General features: G+C 48.4%; 15 protein-coding genes. 8 read left to right on the top strand and 7 right to left on the bottom strand.

The genetic code is table 11. From position 1 onward, the window contains the following. Positions 1 to 66: 66 nt before the first annotated feature. The gene (gene dnaN / locus M4J38_RS15545) at positions 67 to 1182 is read right to left on the bottom strand and encodes a DNA polymerase III subunit beta (protein ID WP_251760698.1); all 1116 of its coding nucleotides are present in this window, start codon (positions 1180 to 1182) and stop codon (positions 67 to 69) included. A gap of 267 nt (positions 1183 to 1449) precedes the next feature. Here dnaN and recA point away from each other — a divergent pair, with 267 nt between their 5' ends. Together recA and M4J38_RS15535 are read left to right on the top strand one after the other, a co-directional pair. Further along, positions 1450 to 2478, top strand: coding sequence for a recombinase RecA (recA, locus tag M4J38_RS15540; protein ID WP_251760697.1), 1029 nt, complete (start codon positions 1450 to 1452; stop codon positions 2476 to 2478). Positions 2479 to 2688: 210 nt separating this feature from the next. Continuing rightward, entirely contained in the window at positions 2689 to 3225 is a 537-nt protein-coding gene (locus tag M4J38_RS15535; RefSeq protein WP_251760696.1) for a DUF4136 domain-containing protein, read from the top strand. Here M4J38_RS15535 and M4J38_RS15530 read toward each other — a convergent pair. Beyond that, positions 3218 to 4009, bottom strand: coding sequence for a bifunctional 2-polyprenyl-6-hydroxyphenol methylase/3-demethylubiquinol 3-O-methyltransferase UbiG (locus M4J38_RS15530; RefSeq protein ID WP_251760695.1), 792 nt, complete (start codon positions 4007 to 4009; stop codon positions 3218 to 3220). The genes M4J38_RS15535 and M4J38_RS15530 overlap by 8 nt on opposite strands. Before the next feature lie 62 nt (positions 4010 to 4071). On the opposite strand from M4J38_RS15530, the gene M4J38_RS15525 reads away from it, so the two are divergent. Then, on the top strand, positions 4072 to 4584 hold the full coding sequence (locus M4J38_RS15525; RefSeq protein ID WP_251760694.1) for a YdeI/OmpD-associated family protein: 513 nt from the start codon (positions 4072 to 4074) through the stop codon (positions 4582 to 4584). On the opposite strand, the gene M4J38_RS15520 is transcribed toward M4J38_RS15525, so the two are convergent. Then, positions 4585 to 4944 carry an arsenate reductase family protein gene (locus M4J38_RS15520; RefSeq protein ID WP_251760693.1) on the bottom strand — a complete coding sequence of 120 codons (360 nt, stop codon included), beginning with the start codon at positions 4942 to 4944 and terminating at the stop codon, positions 4585 to 4587. A gap of 51 nt (positions 4945 to 4995) precedes the next feature. Here M4J38_RS15520 and M4J38_RS15515 point away from each other — a divergent pair, with 51 nt between their 5' ends. Then, positions 4996 to 5880: a sugar phosphate isomerase/epimerase gene (locus M4J38_RS15515; RefSeq protein ID WP_251760692.1), complete on the top strand. Its 885-nt coding sequence runs from the start codon at positions 4996 to 4998 to the stop codon at positions 5878 to 5880. Here the strand turns inward: M4J38_RS15515 and M4J38_RS15510 are convergent. Beyond that, the gene (locus M4J38_RS15510; protein WP_251760691.1) at positions 5872 to 6519 is read right to left on the bottom strand and encodes a hypothetical protein; all 648 of its coding nucleotides are present in this window, start codon (positions 6517 to 6519) and stop codon (positions 5872 to 5874) included. The genes M4J38_RS15515 and M4J38_RS15510 overlap by 9 nt on opposite strands. Beyond that, positions 6520 to 8007 carry an RNA polymerase factor sigma-54 gene (gene rpoN, locus M4J38_RS15505; RefSeq protein WP_256469215.1) on the bottom strand — a complete coding sequence of 496 codons (1488 nt, stop codon included), beginning with the start codon at positions 8005 to 8007 and terminating at the stop codon, positions 6520 to 6522. A 104-nt stretch (positions 8008 to 8111) separates the two neighbouring features. On the opposite strand from rpoN, the gene M4J38_RS15500 reads away from it, so the two are divergent. Further along, positions 8112 to 8453 carry a hypothetical protein gene (locus M4J38_RS15500; RefSeq protein ID WP_251760689.1) on the top strand — a complete coding sequence of 114 codons (342 nt, stop codon included), beginning with the start codon at positions 8112 to 8114 and terminating at the stop codon, positions 8451 to 8453. A 422-nt stretch (positions 8454 to 8875) separates the two neighbouring features. Here M4J38_RS15500 and M4J38_RS15495 read toward each other — a convergent pair whose 3' ends face one another. Then, complete coding sequence (locus M4J38_RS15495; RefSeq protein ID WP_251760688.1) at positions 8876 to 9736, bottom strand: OmpA family protein; 861 nt, start codon at positions 9734 to 9736, stop codon at positions 8876 to 8878. A gap of 143 nt (positions 9737 to 9879) precedes the next feature. Here M4J38_RS15495 and M4J38_RS15490 point away from each other — a divergent pair, with 143 nt between their 5' ends. Genes M4J38_RS15490 through M4J38_RS15480 form a run of 3 tightly spaced genes read left to right on the top strand, consistent with a single transcriptional unit; the run spans position 9880 to position 12826 of the window. Further along, a complete protein-coding gene (locus M4J38_RS15490; protein WP_251760687.1) occupies positions 9880 to 11118 on the top strand; it encodes a pitrilysin family protein in 1239 nt (412 codons plus the stop codon). A gap of 44 nt (positions 11119 to 11162) precedes the next feature. After that, positions 11163 to 12449 (top strand): pitrilysin family protein, encoded by a 1287-nt coding sequence (locus tag M4J38_RS15485; protein ID WP_251760686.1) that lies wholly within the window; start codon positions 11163 to 11165, stop codon positions 12447 to 12449. Between the two features lie 29 nt (positions 12450 to 12478). Continuing rightward, positions 12479 to 12826 carry a phage holin family protein gene (locus M4J38_RS15480; protein ID WP_251760685.1) on the top strand — a complete coding sequence of 116 codons (348 nt, stop codon included), beginning with the start codon at positions 12479 to 12481 and terminating at the stop codon, positions 12824 to 12826. Here M4J38_RS15480 and M4J38_RS15475 read toward each other — a convergent pair whose 3' ends face one another. Next, on the bottom strand, positions 12827 to 13600 hold the full coding sequence (locus M4J38_RS15475; RefSeq protein WP_251760684.1) for an inositol monophosphatase family protein: 774 nt from the start codon (positions 13598 to 13600) through the stop codon (positions 12827 to 12829). It abuts the gene before it with no gap. Positions 13601 to 13657: the final 57 nt, after the last annotated feature.

Here is a 13657-nt window from a genome sequence, read left to right as displayed (position 1 = left end):
TACGGTAATTTACAAAAAAAAGAGGTTCCGTTGCCGGAACCCCTTACAGTTGGATTGGGTTGACATTTAATTGTTCAGCATCAACGGCATTACCAGCATCAGCAATTCGGTATTTTCCGCGTTTTCAGCGGGTTTGATGATCCCGGCTTTGGTGGGAGTGGAAAGCTCCATCACCACTTCCTGGGTATCGGCGGCATTCAGCATTTCAATGAGGAATCGCGCGTTAAAGGCGATCTGGAGATCTTCTCCATCGTACTGGCAGTGCATTCTTTCATTTCCTTCAAAGGAGAAATCCACATCCTGCGCAGCAAGCTGGAGTTCGTTCCCGCTGATGGTAAGAGCCACCTGGTTGGTGCTTTTGTTACTGAAAACGCTCACGCGGCGCAGGGCGCTCTGGAAGTCGGATTTCAGTACCATCAGTTTGTAGGGGTTATCAGCAGGGATAACAACCTTGTAGTCAGGGAATCGCGCGTCAATAAGGCGACACACCATCTGTGTGGAGCCATGCACCACGAAAAGGTGGTTGCTGTTATAAGAAACCGTGATTTCATCGGCATTGTCCGGCAACGCGGCCTTCAGCAGGTTGAGCGGTTTTTTGGGAACGATGAAGGAGTCGGCCTTTGGCGTAACAACATCTGTTCTTTTATAACGGACCAGGCGGTGCGCATCGGTGGCAACGAATTGCAGGCCGGTTTTATCCAGTTCGAAGAAAACGCCGGTCATCGCGGGACGAAGGTCGTCGGTGCTCACGGCGAAAAGTGTTTTGTTGATGGCGGTTACCAGTCCGGTACTGGTCATGGTGAAAGAAGTGGTGTCATCTGCTACCGGCTCTTTCGGGAAGTTATCCGGATTTTCCCCCATTACCTTGTATTTACCGTTGTCGCTGGTGATTTCAACGGAATAATTCTTATCGATGGTGAAAGTGAGGGGCTGATCAGGAATATTTTTAAGCGAATCCATCAGGATCTTGGCGGGGATACAGATGCGTCCTGATTCACGGGCCTCGATCTCCAGGCTGATGCGCATTACCGTTTCCAGGTCGGTGGCCACCACGTTCAGTTTGTTCTTATCCACCTCGAAAAGGAAATCTTCCAGGATGGGCAATACCGTATTCGCGTTGATAACGCCGCTGATCTGTTGTAAATGTTTCAGTAAAGCCGAAGATGAAACGATGAACTTCATGGGTTTAAAACTTTAGGAGCAAACCTACATTAAAATTTGAAAGCAAAGAACATACATTTAAAATATGTATAGCAGAAAGCGATACCGTGTTTTTCTCCCCGGATTATAGGTGAAATAACAGGCAAAAAAATTTGTTTCCTAAAATAATTAGGATTAGATTTGCTAAATAATTTAGTGTTGATAATTTGGCCTTGCCGGAAGCTGGCAAGTGGTAATTTTGATCAGCGGTGAATTTTACTAACCCATTAAAAAAGAAAAACGGATAATATGTCAAATGCGGAAAAACTGAAGGCGCTCAAGCTGACGATGGACAAGATCGATAAGGATTTTGGGAAAGGAAGCGTGATGATGATGAATGAAAAAGGGGAGCAACAGATCGAAACGGTTTCCACCGGCTCCATCGGTGTGGATACCGCATTAGGCATAGGCGGACTGCCCCGCGGCCGTATCGTGGAAATTTACGGACCGGAATCTTCGGGTAAAACAACCATCGCCACACACGTGATCGCTGAGGCACAGAAGAAAGGCGGCATGTGTGCGATCATAGATGCTGAACACGCTTTTGATAGCTCTTATGCCCGCAGGCTGGGCGTGGATGTGGACAACCTCCTGATCTCTCAACCCGACTACGGAGAGCAGGCACTGGAGATCGCCGACAGGCTGATCTTGTCCGGCGCACTGGATGTGGTGGTGATCGACTCCGTAGCTGCACTCGTACCCAAAGGAGAACTGGAAGGCGAAATGGGCGACAGCAAAATGGGTCTACAGGCACGGTTGATGAGCCAGGCGCTGCGTAAACTCACAGCAACCATCAGCAAAACGAATACCATCTGCATATTCATTAACCAGCTCCGCGAAAAGATCGGTGTGATGTTCGGTAACCCTGAAACCACAACCGGTGGTAACGCACTGAAATTCTATGCGTCCGTAAGGATAGATATCCGCAGGATATCCCAGATTAAAGATGGCGATGAAGCTATCGGTAACAGGGTGAAAGTGAAAATCGTGAAGAACAAAGTGGCACCGCCCTTCCGCCAGGCTGAGTTTGACATCATCTTCGGTGAAGGAATATCTAAATTGGGTGAGATTATTGATATGGGTGTTGAAATGGGCGTGGTGCAGAAAAGCGGTTCCTGGTTCAGTTATGATTCCAACAAGCTCGGCCAGGGCAGGGATTCTGTAAAGAACTTGCTGCGCGATAACCCCGAACTCGCCAATGAGATCGAAGGTAAGATAAGAGCCAAGATCGCTGAAGCTGCTGCTGGTGCAGTTTCTGCGGCAGCTGTTGCACAATAAGATGTTGCCGCCGGGCCCTGGGTTATAAGGATAGCCCCGGTAGTCCACTGATTGGTTCCGGTCTTTGGAACGGCGGCTTGAAATAACTTAAAGATACTCCACTGCCGGTTTTTACCGGTGTGGCCGGGTTAGTAAGTAAACGAAGGGTTGGGCCGGAAGGCTCAACCTTTTTTGTGCGTATACGTTATCAACTGACCTTAAAACAGCACTATGAAACAACTTCTTTTTGCCATCTGCTGCATATTCTGTCAATGTTCCCCCTCACCAAGGATAAGTTCGCAACTTGCACCCGGCGCCGATTTTTCCCGGTACAAAACCTTCGACTTCTACCAATTAGATGCCTCCGGTGATACGCTTTCCACCAAATTCTCTTCCCGTACAAAATCTATGGAATACGCCATAGAACAGGAAATGAAAGCAAAAGGATATACCAGGACCAACGATAATCCTGATCTCCTCATCAATATCGGGATCGTGGTGGAAGAAAAAACACAGACGCGTCAAACGGATTTCCGTACGGATGCCCCAAGGTATATCGGGCAGCGGAACTATTCCTGGAAATCAGAAGAAGTACCTGTTGGAACATATAGGCAAGGAACTGTTACCGTTGATCTTGTTGACCGTAAGACCAACCAACGCGTATGGGATGGCGTGGCCCGCGAAATCATTCCCGGCAGAGATGAGCGCGTGGAGAAAGCCATCGCTACAGGGGTTAATCTGTTGTTGAAAGACGTTCCTGCTAAGTAGTTTTGTCTTTAATAAGGTAGAATACACAAGTGGTCACAAAATTTCTGAACCAGGGTATCCTGCTCACTAAACGATTTTGCACACGCGGTTTCCAGCCGAACTTCCATTGGTAGATCGGGTTAATGAAGTAATGCAGTTTGTGCACGATTTCATACCCGGTTTTCTTCGTTATCCGCTCGAATTGTTCTATCGTAATACTCGTATCGTAAATTTCCAGCAGCCCGCGTGTATCTTCTCCAAAAGCTTTCAGCAAACCTTTGTAAAGCGGTCGGGGCAAAAGATGGTACCACGGTAATTTAGAGAGCCATTTGTTCCGGCAAATCTGCTGGTGTCCGCCGAAGGGCATCATCCAGGGCGGGAACCCGAAAAAGATCACACCACCCGGGGTGAGGAAGGTCTTCATCCAGGCTATGAGTTTCTCCTGGTCGAAAATATGTTCAATCACATCTTTCAGTACAATGATATCGAAGGCCCCATGGAGATCCTGCTCAACATCGGCCTTGTAAATATCTTTGGTCACAAAACGGATGCGGCCATCCGCCACTTCGGGTGCCAGCCAGATTTTCGCGTTCTCAATACGCGGTGCGTCAAACTCCACGCCCACACCAATGCAGCCACGGTCAATAAAAGCTTTCAGCACACCGGCTTCGCCGCAGCCTATTTCCAGCACGCGCATCCCGGGTTTGATAGGGAACTTCGCCTCTATAAAAGGAAGCACGTATTGCCGCGCATTCTCTACCTGGATATCAAAATATTGCTTCCGGTCCTTGTGAAATTCAAACATATATGCAGGAAAATAGGGCTAAAATTATTCATTCTGCCCGAAAAACAATATAACTTTCGCACATGGCTTTTAAGGCAACCATACAACGTTTCGAAGAACAGGGCGAAAAAACCGGGTGGACCTATATCGAAATCCCCGCCGATGTTGCGCAGGAAATTTTCCCGGGCAACAAAAAATCATTTTACGTAAAGGGAAAGCTGGATCAGTGGCAGTTCAAAGGGATATGCCTCCTACCCATGGGGAACGGGAACTTTATCATGCCCCTGAACGCGGAGATCCGTAAAGCCATCGGTAAAAGAAAAGGCGCCACCGTACAGGTTGACCTGCACAAGGATGTTCCGCCCGCGCTTTCCTGTCCTGAACTGATGGAGTGCCTGGCCGATGAACCCGGTGCCACCGATTACTTCAATACAGGCATCGCAAATTCACATCGCAACTATTTTTTAAAATGGGTACTCAGCGCCAAAACTGAACCCACCAAAACAAAGCGCATAGCCCAGGTGGTTACCGCGATGGCCCGTAAAATGAGCTATTCGGAAATGATTCATTTTTTCAGGGACCAGAAAAACAAATGATTACAACTTAGCCACCGCATCTTTCAAAGCGGCCACTGTTTTTTTATCGTTCCCGATGAAAATCTCCTTACCGAGAATGGTAACCGGACGTTTCAGAAAAGTATATTCTTCAAGGATAAGTTTGCGGTAATCCTTTTCAGTGAGTGGCTTGTCCTTCAATCCCATCTCCTTGTATTTCGTGGCCCTTCTGCTGAAAAGCGCCTCGTAAGAGCCGGCCATTTCCTTTATGGCATCCAGTTGTTCCGGCGTAATTTTTTCAACCTTGATGTTTTGTAAAACGATCTTTTTATCAGCGACACCTGTTTCTTCAATGATACGCTGGCAGGTATCGCAGGTGGCAAGGTGGTACATCTTCTTCATCCGGCGAAACTAATCGTTTTTCAGTATCTTGTATCCCTTAAATCTGTAATTATGACTTCGCGCCGCAGCTTTCTTCAACAATCGGTTCTCCTTGCCGGTGGTGCAATGCTCGCTCCTTCCTGCATGACTTCTGCCGCCAATTCATCCGCTGAAAAGCCCTGTGGTATCCAACTGTATACCTTGCGCGATTTTGTGGGGAAGGACCTGAAAGGTACACTGGATAAGATTGCTGCAGCCGGGTATACTGATGTTGAAACGTTTGGATGGGAACCAGGTAATACTTTCTTCGGAAAAACACCTGCTGAATTTTCAGCGCTCATAAAAAACGCCGGTCTGAAAACCACCAGCGGTCACTACCTGCCCGAAAAATACCTCTTTCAAAACGGCTCTTCAGATGAATGGAAACAGATCGCCGAAGCAGCCGCCACACTTGGACAGGAATACACCACCGTGCCCTGGATCCCGGACCAATTCCGTACGCCGGAAGTATATAAGGCAATGGCTGAAAAGCTGAATGAGGCCGCGGAAATTTCAAAAAAAGCAGGAATAAAAGTCGCTTACCACAACCACGATTTTGAATTCGCCCCCGTTGGCGACGCTTTCGGGTTGGATTATCTCCTCAAAAACACCTCCCCGGACCTGGTGGATTTCGAACTGGATATATACTGGGCCGTAGTGGCTAAAAAGGACCCGATCGATCTCTTTAAACAATACAAAGGCAGGTTCGCCATGTGGCACGTAAAAGACATGCACAGAGAAGTTCCCACAAAAAATACAGAAGTAGGTTCAGGCTCCATTGACTACAAAGCCATTTTCAAACACGCTTCCACTTCGGGACTAAAGCACTTCTACGTGGAGCAGGAAAACTTTGATATGGAAGCTTTCGCCAGCATCAAAAAAAGTTACGATTACATTAAAACGCTGAAGCTAGGCTAACCAGGCAGCGATCAACTGTGCCAGCGCGCCTATCGCGAAGCCTGAATACACTTCGATGTTGGTATGGTCCGAAACCAGCATACGCGCCGTACCTACCAACCCGGAGATGAGCAAGGCGATGGAAAGATAACCGCCCATGGCAATGTCGCCATTGAATGCGAGCAGCAACATGTAAGCCGCCATACCGCCCATGGCAGTCGTGTGCATACTGATCTTAATGAATATGTTCGCCATCCACGCGCCCGATACGCCGAGGAAGGCCCCAAAAAGGAACTGCACGAACATGCGCGGCATTTGTGGTTGCTCGCGAAAAACATACCAAGCCCAGAAATAGAAGACCAGGCTGGCTGCAAAAGGAATGATGCGCTCTTTCTGCGTGCGCAGCATAATAGAAGAAGCAAACTTCAGCCGCCACAACAGGAACACCACCAACGCCGGGAAAAAACAGAGGTTGATGAATACCGACATCAATACTTTGATGTGCCCCCTGTTATCAAATCCCGCAAAAAAATACGGGTATTGATAAACGATGAATGCTGTTACATATAAAGGAATGAACAGCGGGTGAAAAACATAGGACACCAGTTGCGCCAGTGCCCTTACGATGATATTCGGCTTGAAAGTTTGTTCGGCCTGCATTTACAATTCTTTGCGCAGCCTTGCTACGGGAATATTGAGTTGCTCCCTGTATTTGGCCACCGTTCTGCGTGCAATATTATAACCTTTCTCCTGAAGAAGGTCGGTTAATTTCTCGTCACTCAGCGGCTTGCGTTTGTCTTCGCCTTCCACCATATCACTCAGTATCTTTTTTACCTCGCGGGTAGACACCTCTTCGCCGCTTTCGGTGCTGAGCGATTCGCTGAAGAAGAACTTCAGCCGGTAGGTACCGAATTCCGTTTGAACGAATTTGCTGTTGGCCACACGGCTCACGGTGGAAATGTCGAGTCCGGTGCGCTCCGCGATGTCTTTGAGGATCATGGGGCGGAGGGTGGTTTCATCGCCTGTGAGGAAGAACTCCTGTTGATAATCCATGATGGTGCCCATCGTGGAGAGCAGAGTATGTTGCCTTTGTTTGATGGCATCGATGAACCATTTGGCGGCATCGATCTTTTGTTTGATGAAGATCACGGCTTCCTTCTGGCGCTTGTCTTTTTTAGCGCCTTTGTCGTAATCCCGGAGCATGTCGCGGTACCCTTCGCTGATGCGGAGGTCGGGTGCGTTCCGGGAGTTCAGGGTCAGCTCCAGTTTGCCGGCATTATTGTGGATGAAGAAATCGGGCACCACGTAACTTTCGGCTTTGTTCATGCTGCCGATGTTGCCGCCAGGCTTCGGACTCAGCCGGATAATCTGCTGGATGATCTCTTTGAGTTGTTCATCACTGATGTTCAGCCCTTTCTGTATTTTTTCGTAATGTTTTTTGGTGAATTCATCGAAGTAATCCGTGAGCACCTCAATGGCCTGGTCTACGGAGCGGGCCTCTCCTTTTTTCCGGTCCAGTTGCAGGAGCAGGCATTCCCGGAGGTCGCGGGCGCAAACGCCGGCGGGATCGAAGCGTTGTATTCTTTTGATGAGTGTTTCCACTTCTTCTTCTGTTGTGGAGATGTTCTGGCGGAACGCGAGGTCATCCACAATAGAACTGACTTCACGCCGGAGATAGCCATCATCATCGATGCTGCCCACGATTTGTTCGGCGATCACCCGTTGCGCATCTTCCAATTTCATCATGCCGAGTTGTTCCAGCAGAAGTTCGTGGAAGGAGGTTTCTACTTTATAAGGAATCGTGCGCTGGTCGTCCAGCTCGGGATAGTTATCGTCTTTCAGTTTATAATCGGCAATTTCTCCGTCATCATCGGCTACATATTCACTGATGTCGATGTTCTCGTATTCGTCCGCGCTGCCATCCGGCTCATAGTCTTCTTCTCCGGCCTCAAATTCGTCGGGCTGTTCTTCGGAAAAACTGTCTTCATTCATATCCTCTCCCTGTTCTAACGCAGGATTCTCTTCCAGCTCTTCTTTGATGCGCTCCTCCAGGTTAGCCGTGGGAACCTGCAGCAGTTTCATCAACTGGATTTGTTGAGGAGATAATTTCTGAAGTAATTTCTGTTGTAAAGATTGACTTAACGACATAATTCCGGGCCTGGGATTTTTATAACTTTGAATCTGTTCTACCGGATTTTCCGGCCTCTATCAAAAATCTTGCCGTAAATGTAGGAACAAATCAGATACAGCGCATGCAAAGAGTTGTTATAGTTTTTTTGATTTTACTTAATACACTGGTATTCAAGTCTTTTTCCCAAAAGGTGCCGGAATTATTGTTGGTTCGATCAACGGAAATTTTGTGGAAAAAAAATCATGCCAGCCCTGTTTTCCTGTTCAACACAAAGTTTTTCCTGGCAGATTCCACCCGTGCTCCGAAGCCGGTAGTTAAACCTTTACTAGCAGATTTTCATACGCGGCACTGGGGGTTTTTCTGCGCGCAGGAATTGAAAATGGAGAAAGCGATAAGGTTTCCGTTAAAAATGAGGCTGGGGAGTGTGGAGTATGTGGATCGGATGGAGGGGAAAAGAAGGTAGGTTGGGTTCACGCATTGGTTTTTTCACGCGATTGTTTCATTCCTCGCAAAGGGCGCGAAGAAGCAAGGACGCAAGGCCTTGTTTGTTTTTTGAACGGTTTATTTGCAGCCTTTTCTGGCGCATTTTTTTGCCTTTTATAATTTGAACAATTTTTGAAGCTATTAGCGCTGTAAAAGAAAAGCAGGCGAAGCTGGATTAAAGCTTCGCCTGCTTTTAAAATGCACAATTAACTTTTGCCTACCTAATTCTTTTCCAACCTAATCCATGCCAACTACTCTAGGCGTTGCGTCTTTGCGCCGTTGCGAGAAAAAAATCTCACCCAACGAACTGGCTGCAATTACTCAAGGCCTTGCGTCCTTTCTCCCTCGCGTCTGCGCAGTGCGAAGCACAAAGCAGTTGCGTGAAAAACCTATGCTTGAAATCTACTTCTCAAGCAACTTAAAAAACTGATCCAACTGCGGCAATATCACAATCCTTGTCCTCCTGTTCGCCGCTTTTCCTTCCGCAGAATCATTGGACCCAACCGGATGGTACTCCGCACGGCCCGCAGCAGACATTTTAGCCGGATCAAGCCCGTATTCTCCCTGCAGCAACCGGATCACGGAAGTCGCCCGTTTAACACTCAGGTCCCAGTTGTCGATGAGTACACCCCGTTTGAAGGGCACATTATCGGTATGGCCTTCCACCATAAACTCAATATTGGGTTGGTTTTTAAGCACCAGCGCCACTTTTCCCAGTACTTCTTTGGCGCGGTCGGTCACATCGTAGCTGCCGCTTTTGAAGAGCAGTTTATCGGAGATATCGATGTACACCACGCCTTTGTCCACTTTGATGTTGATGTCTTCGTCGTTGATGTTGCCGATGGCGCCTTTCAGGTTCATCACCAGGGCCATGTTCAGCGAGTCTTTGCGGGCGAGGGACGTTTGCAGATCCTGGATATAAGCGTCTTTCGCGCCGATGTTTTCCATCGATTTCTTGATGCTTTCCGCTTGTTGGGAGCTGATTACGGAGAGGTCTTCCAGTTGTTTTAGCGCCTGGGTATTGTTCTGTTTCAGGAAATCGATCTGCTTGTTGAGGTTGGCCATATCGGCTTCCAGCTGACTTTTACTGAGCCGGAGCGACGCCCTTTCATCTTCACAGGCTTTCGCATCGCCCTGAAGTTTGGCGTAGTTGGCGCTTAATTCTTCGTAGCGGGCTACCTGCGACTTATATTTTTTACTGCTTACACAGGAAAATAACAATAGCGGAGCGGCCGCGGCAAACAATAATCTATTCAGTTTCATGTTCGTATAATTTGGTCTGCCCGTAATTTACAATTATCGGGCCAGCCCATTATTATCCCTTTAACAACTATGTTTGTACTTTTGCTGTTTAATTGCGGAAGTAAAAAGTTCCGCCCCGATTTTTCATTCAACAGATGCATAATATGGTTCATTTCGACCGATTCACCCTGGCCAACGGGCTTAGGGTGCTGGTTCACCCCGACCTTTCCACGCCCATGGCCGTTGTTAACGTGATGTACGATGTTGGCGCCAAAGATGAGGATCCTGCTAAAACCGGGTTTGCCCACCTCTTCGAACACCTGATGTTCGGCGGCAGCATCAATATCCCGGAATACGATGATCCCCTGCAGATGGCGGGTGGCGAGAACAATGCTTATACCACGAACGACCTCACCAATTACTACATACAGTTGCCTGCCGAGAACCTGGAAACTGCGTTCTGGCTCGAAAGTGATCGTATGCTGAGCCTGGCCTTCAGCAAAAAAAGCCTGGAGGTACAGCGGAAAGTGGTGTCTGAAGAGTTTAAAGAGCATTACCTGAACAAGCCTTACGGCGATGTGTGGCATAAAATGCGTGAGCTGGCCTATAAAGAACATCCCTACAAATGGATGACCATCGGCCGGGAACTTTCACACATCGAAAACGCCACGCTGGAAGATGTAAAAGCCTTCTTCTTTAAGCATTACCGTCCCATCAACGCGATACTGGTAGTCGCAGGTAATGTGACCACAGAAAAAGTGAAGGCGCTGGCGGAAAAATGGTTCGGTGATATTCCTTCCGGAGAAAAATATGTACGTGCGCTCCCGGTGGAAAAACCACAGCAGGAACACCGGAGGCTGGAATTGAAGTCGAATGTTCCGCTGGATGCATTCTACAGAACTTACCACATGGCGGGTAGGCTGCACCGTGAGTATTATACGGCGGACCTGATCTCCGAAGTTCTGAGTGGTGGCGGCTCATCGCGATTGTTCCAATCGCTGGTGAAGGAAAAACAACTCTTCAGCAACATCGACTGTTACCATTTCGGCTCCGTTGATCCAGGGCTGCTCACGATTTCAGGCAAATTGGTGCAGGGCGTGAAAATGGAGGATGCCGAAAAAGCGATTGAAGAGGAACTGGATAAACTGAAACAGGAAGGCATCACCGAAGCGGAACTGGAAAAAGTGAAGAACAAAACCGAAAGCATGATCGCTTTTGAAGACATGAGCGTGATGAACCGCGCGGGAAGTCTCGCGTTCTACGAACTGCTCGGCGATCCCAACCGGATGAAACATGAACTGGAGCACTACAGTTCAGTAACAAGGGAGGAAATCCTGGAATCCAGCCGCCGACTATTCGATAACAACAATGCCAATACGATTCATTATTTCAGGGAGAACTGATCTTCCTTAAAATACAGCACAAGGTGATAGTAAAAGAAACGAATTTGACACAAACGCTCAACAGGAAGAAAGCGCCCGCCATTATAGATACCGCATCGCTCCACCTCAGCCTTCCACCTTACCGGCACTTTAAGTTGAACAACGGGGTGGATGTATACGCCATCCATGGCGGTACACAGGATGTTTTTCAGGCGGAATGGGTTTTTTATGCCGGAAACAGTTATGAAACCAGCAACAATGTTGCGCCGGCTACGAACAACCTCTTAAAGAATGGAACGAAAAAGCATTCGGCCTTCGAACTGAATGAGCAATTTGAATACTACGGCGCCTACCTTACCCGCGCTTGTTACAACGAAACGGCGGTGATCAATTTGTCGGGGCTGAACAAACACCTGGAAAGTCTTTTGCCCGTGGTGCGGGAACTCATCACCGAAGCGGTTTTCCCGGAGGAAGAACTGGCCATCTTCACGCAGAACGCGAAACAAAGATTGCTGGTGAACCTGAAAAAATGCGATTACGTTGCCAACCGGCTGATCGACGCGCAACTTTACGGTGAGGCACACCCGTACGGGAAATACAGCCGCGCGGAGGATTACGACGCGCTTACCGCCGAACAGCTCCGCCAATTCTATCAAACGTACTACCAGGAAGGAAAATGCGTGTTGTTCCTCGCGGGCCTGCTGCCTGATAACCTGGAATTGTTGCTGAACAATTATTTCGGCGATCTTCCACTCAAAGGAGCAGCGCCAGAAAAAGTATATCCGCTGGCGCCTGCCGCGCAAAAAAAATCACGGATACAAAACGATCCGGATGGTGTACAGGGCGCCATCCGGCTGGCCCGTCCTTTCCCGAACCGCCACCATCCCGATTTCCAGAAAGTACAGGTGCTCAACAACGTGTTCGGCGGCTTCTTCGGGTCCAGACTGATGAGTAATATCCGCGAAGACAAAGGCTATACTTATGGTATTTACAGTTATATCCAGAACCATATCGGCGATACCGCCTGGGCCATTTCAACAGAAGCGGGTACCGGTGTTTGCGAGGCTACCGTACAGGAAGTGTACAAGGAAATGAACATCCTCCGCGAAGAGTTGATCGATGACGAAGAACTGCAACTTGTACGCAACTTCATGATGGGTTCTCTGCTCGGCGACCTCGATGGTCCTTTCCAGGTGATGAGCAGGTGGAAGAATATTATCCTGAACAACCTGGATGAGGCTTATTTCAACCGTTCCATAGAAGTGATCAAAACCATTTCGGCGCAAGAACTCCGGGACCTGGCGCAGAAATACCTGGTGGACGAAGATTTTTATGAAATGGTGGTTGTATAGGTTTTTGTATTTTTAGCAAAACTCCGTTTATGGTCAGGTTTGTACTCCGCACCTTGTTCACCGCAGCCGTGGCGCTGGGGCTTTCGCATGTGCTTCCCGGTATCAGGATCACCGATTACTGGGCGGCCATCCTGATCATCCTGGTGCTTTCCCTGCTCAACACCTTCGTAAAACCATTGCTGATTCTGTTCACGCTGCCCTTAACCGTGTTCACGTTCGGACTGTTCCTGTTCGTGATCAACGCGCTCATGATATTGCTGGGCAGCGAAATCGTGAAAGGCTTCGAGGTAAGTAATTTCTGGTATGCACTGCTCTTCAGCATCATCCTTTCTATACTGAACTCCTTTCTCGACCGGAAAGAGCGGGAGGCGGAATAATTATTTTTTCCAGCCAATGTCCTGCAGCATCTCCGTATGTATGATACCGTTAGAAGCCAGTATTTGTGGCTGATAGGGAGAATAAGGATTACCGTAGAAGTCGGTTACTTTTCCTCCGGCCTCTTCCACGATGAGAAATCCTGCGGCTGAGTCCCAGGCATTAAGGTTGTGTTCATAGAAAGCGTCGAAGCGCCCGGCGGCCACCCAACACAGGTCGATGGCGGCGGAACCGAGTCGGCGAACGGGAATACCGCGCCTGATAAAACGGTCGAATACATCCAGCGGACCATTTTCCATATCAAGGTAGGTATAGGGAAAGCCGGTAACCAAACACGCGCTGGCCACTTCATTTTTCTGGCTCACGTGAATAATTTTGTCGTTCAGCGTGGCGCCCCATCCTTTCTGCGCGAAAAAGAATTCCCGCATAAACGGGTTGTATACCGCGCCCATCATCATTTCCCCATCCTTCTCCAGAGCGATGCTCACGCAACAGAGGGGGATGCCGTTGGCGAAGTTCACCGTGCCATCAATGGGATCGATAATCCATTTGTAAGCGGACTCCTGCACGATGGCGCCGGATTCCTCACTCAGGATATAATGATCGGGATGTTCCTGCTTGATCATATCCATGATCACTTTTTCACAGGCATGATCGGCCTCCGTAACAAGATTGTTGATTCCTTCCTTGTTGGTGATACGGAAACCTTTTTCGGAGAATTCCATCATTACCTGCGCGGCGGCTTCAGAGGCCTTTATAAGTGTGGTCTTGAACATGGGGGCAAAGATAAATAACACAGGTATATTTTGCGCTCCGCTTCAAATCCGCTTAAT

The sequence above is a fragment of the Parasegetibacter sp. NRK P23 genome (assembly GCF_023721715.1).
Lineage (GTDB): Bacteria > Bacteroidota > Bacteroidia > Chitinophagales > Chitinophagaceae > Parasegetibacter.
This window is presented reverse-complemented; position numbering and strand designations above follow the sequence as displayed.

Coding starts and splice junctions, on each gene's coding strand:
- M4J38_RS15530 (WP_251760695.1), bottom strand. CDS start 4,009: ATGTTTGAATTTCACAAGGACCGGAAGCAATATTTTGATATCCAGGTA.
- M4J38_RS15495 (WP_251760688.1), bottom strand. CDS start 9,736: ATGAAACTGAATAGATTATTGTTTGCCGCGGCCGCTCCGCTATTGTTA.
- rpoN (WP_256469215.1), bottom strand. CDS start 8,007: ATGTCGTTAAGTCAATCTTTACAACAGAAATTACTTCAGAAATTATCT.
- M4J38_RS15510 (WP_251760691.1), bottom strand. CDS start 6,519: ATGCAGGCCGAACAAACTTTCAAGCCGAATATCATCGTAAGGGCACTG.
- M4J38_RS15520 (WP_251760693.1), bottom strand. CDS start 4,944: ATGAAGAAGATGTACCACCTTGCCACCTGCGATACCTGCCAGCGTATC.
- M4J38_RS15480 (WP_251760685.1), top strand. CDS start 12,479: ATGGTCAGGTTTGTACTCCGCACCTTGTTCACCGCAGCCGTGGCGCTG.
- recA (WP_251760697.1), top strand. CDS start 1,450: ATGTCAAATGCGGAAAAACTGAAGGCGCTCAAGCTGACGATGGACAAG.
- M4J38_RS15515 (WP_251760692.1), top strand. CDS start 4,996: ATGACTTCGCGCCGCAGCTTTCTTCAACAATCGGTTCTCCTTGCCGGT.
- M4J38_RS15475 (WP_251760684.1), bottom strand. CDS start 13,600: ATGTTCAAGACCACACTTATAAAGGCCTCTGAAGCCGCCGCGCAGGTA.
- M4J38_RS15535 (WP_251760696.1), top strand. CDS start 2,689: ATGAAACAACTTCTTTTTGCCATCTGCTGCATATTCTGTCAATGTTCC.
- M4J38_RS15490 (WP_251760687.1), top strand. CDS start 9,880: ATGGTTCATTTCGACCGATTCACCCTGGCCAACGGGCTTAGGGTGCTG.
- dnaN (WP_251760698.1), bottom strand. CDS start 1,182: ATGAAGTTCATCGTTTCATCTTCGGCTTTACTGAAACATTTACAACAG.
- M4J38_RS15500 (WP_251760689.1), top strand. CDS start 8,112: ATGCAAAGAGTTGTTATAGTTTTTTTGATTTTACTTAATACACTGGTA.
- M4J38_RS15525 (WP_251760694.1), top strand. CDS start 4,072: ATGGCTTTTAAGGCAACCATACAACGTTTCGAAGAACAGGGCGAAAAA.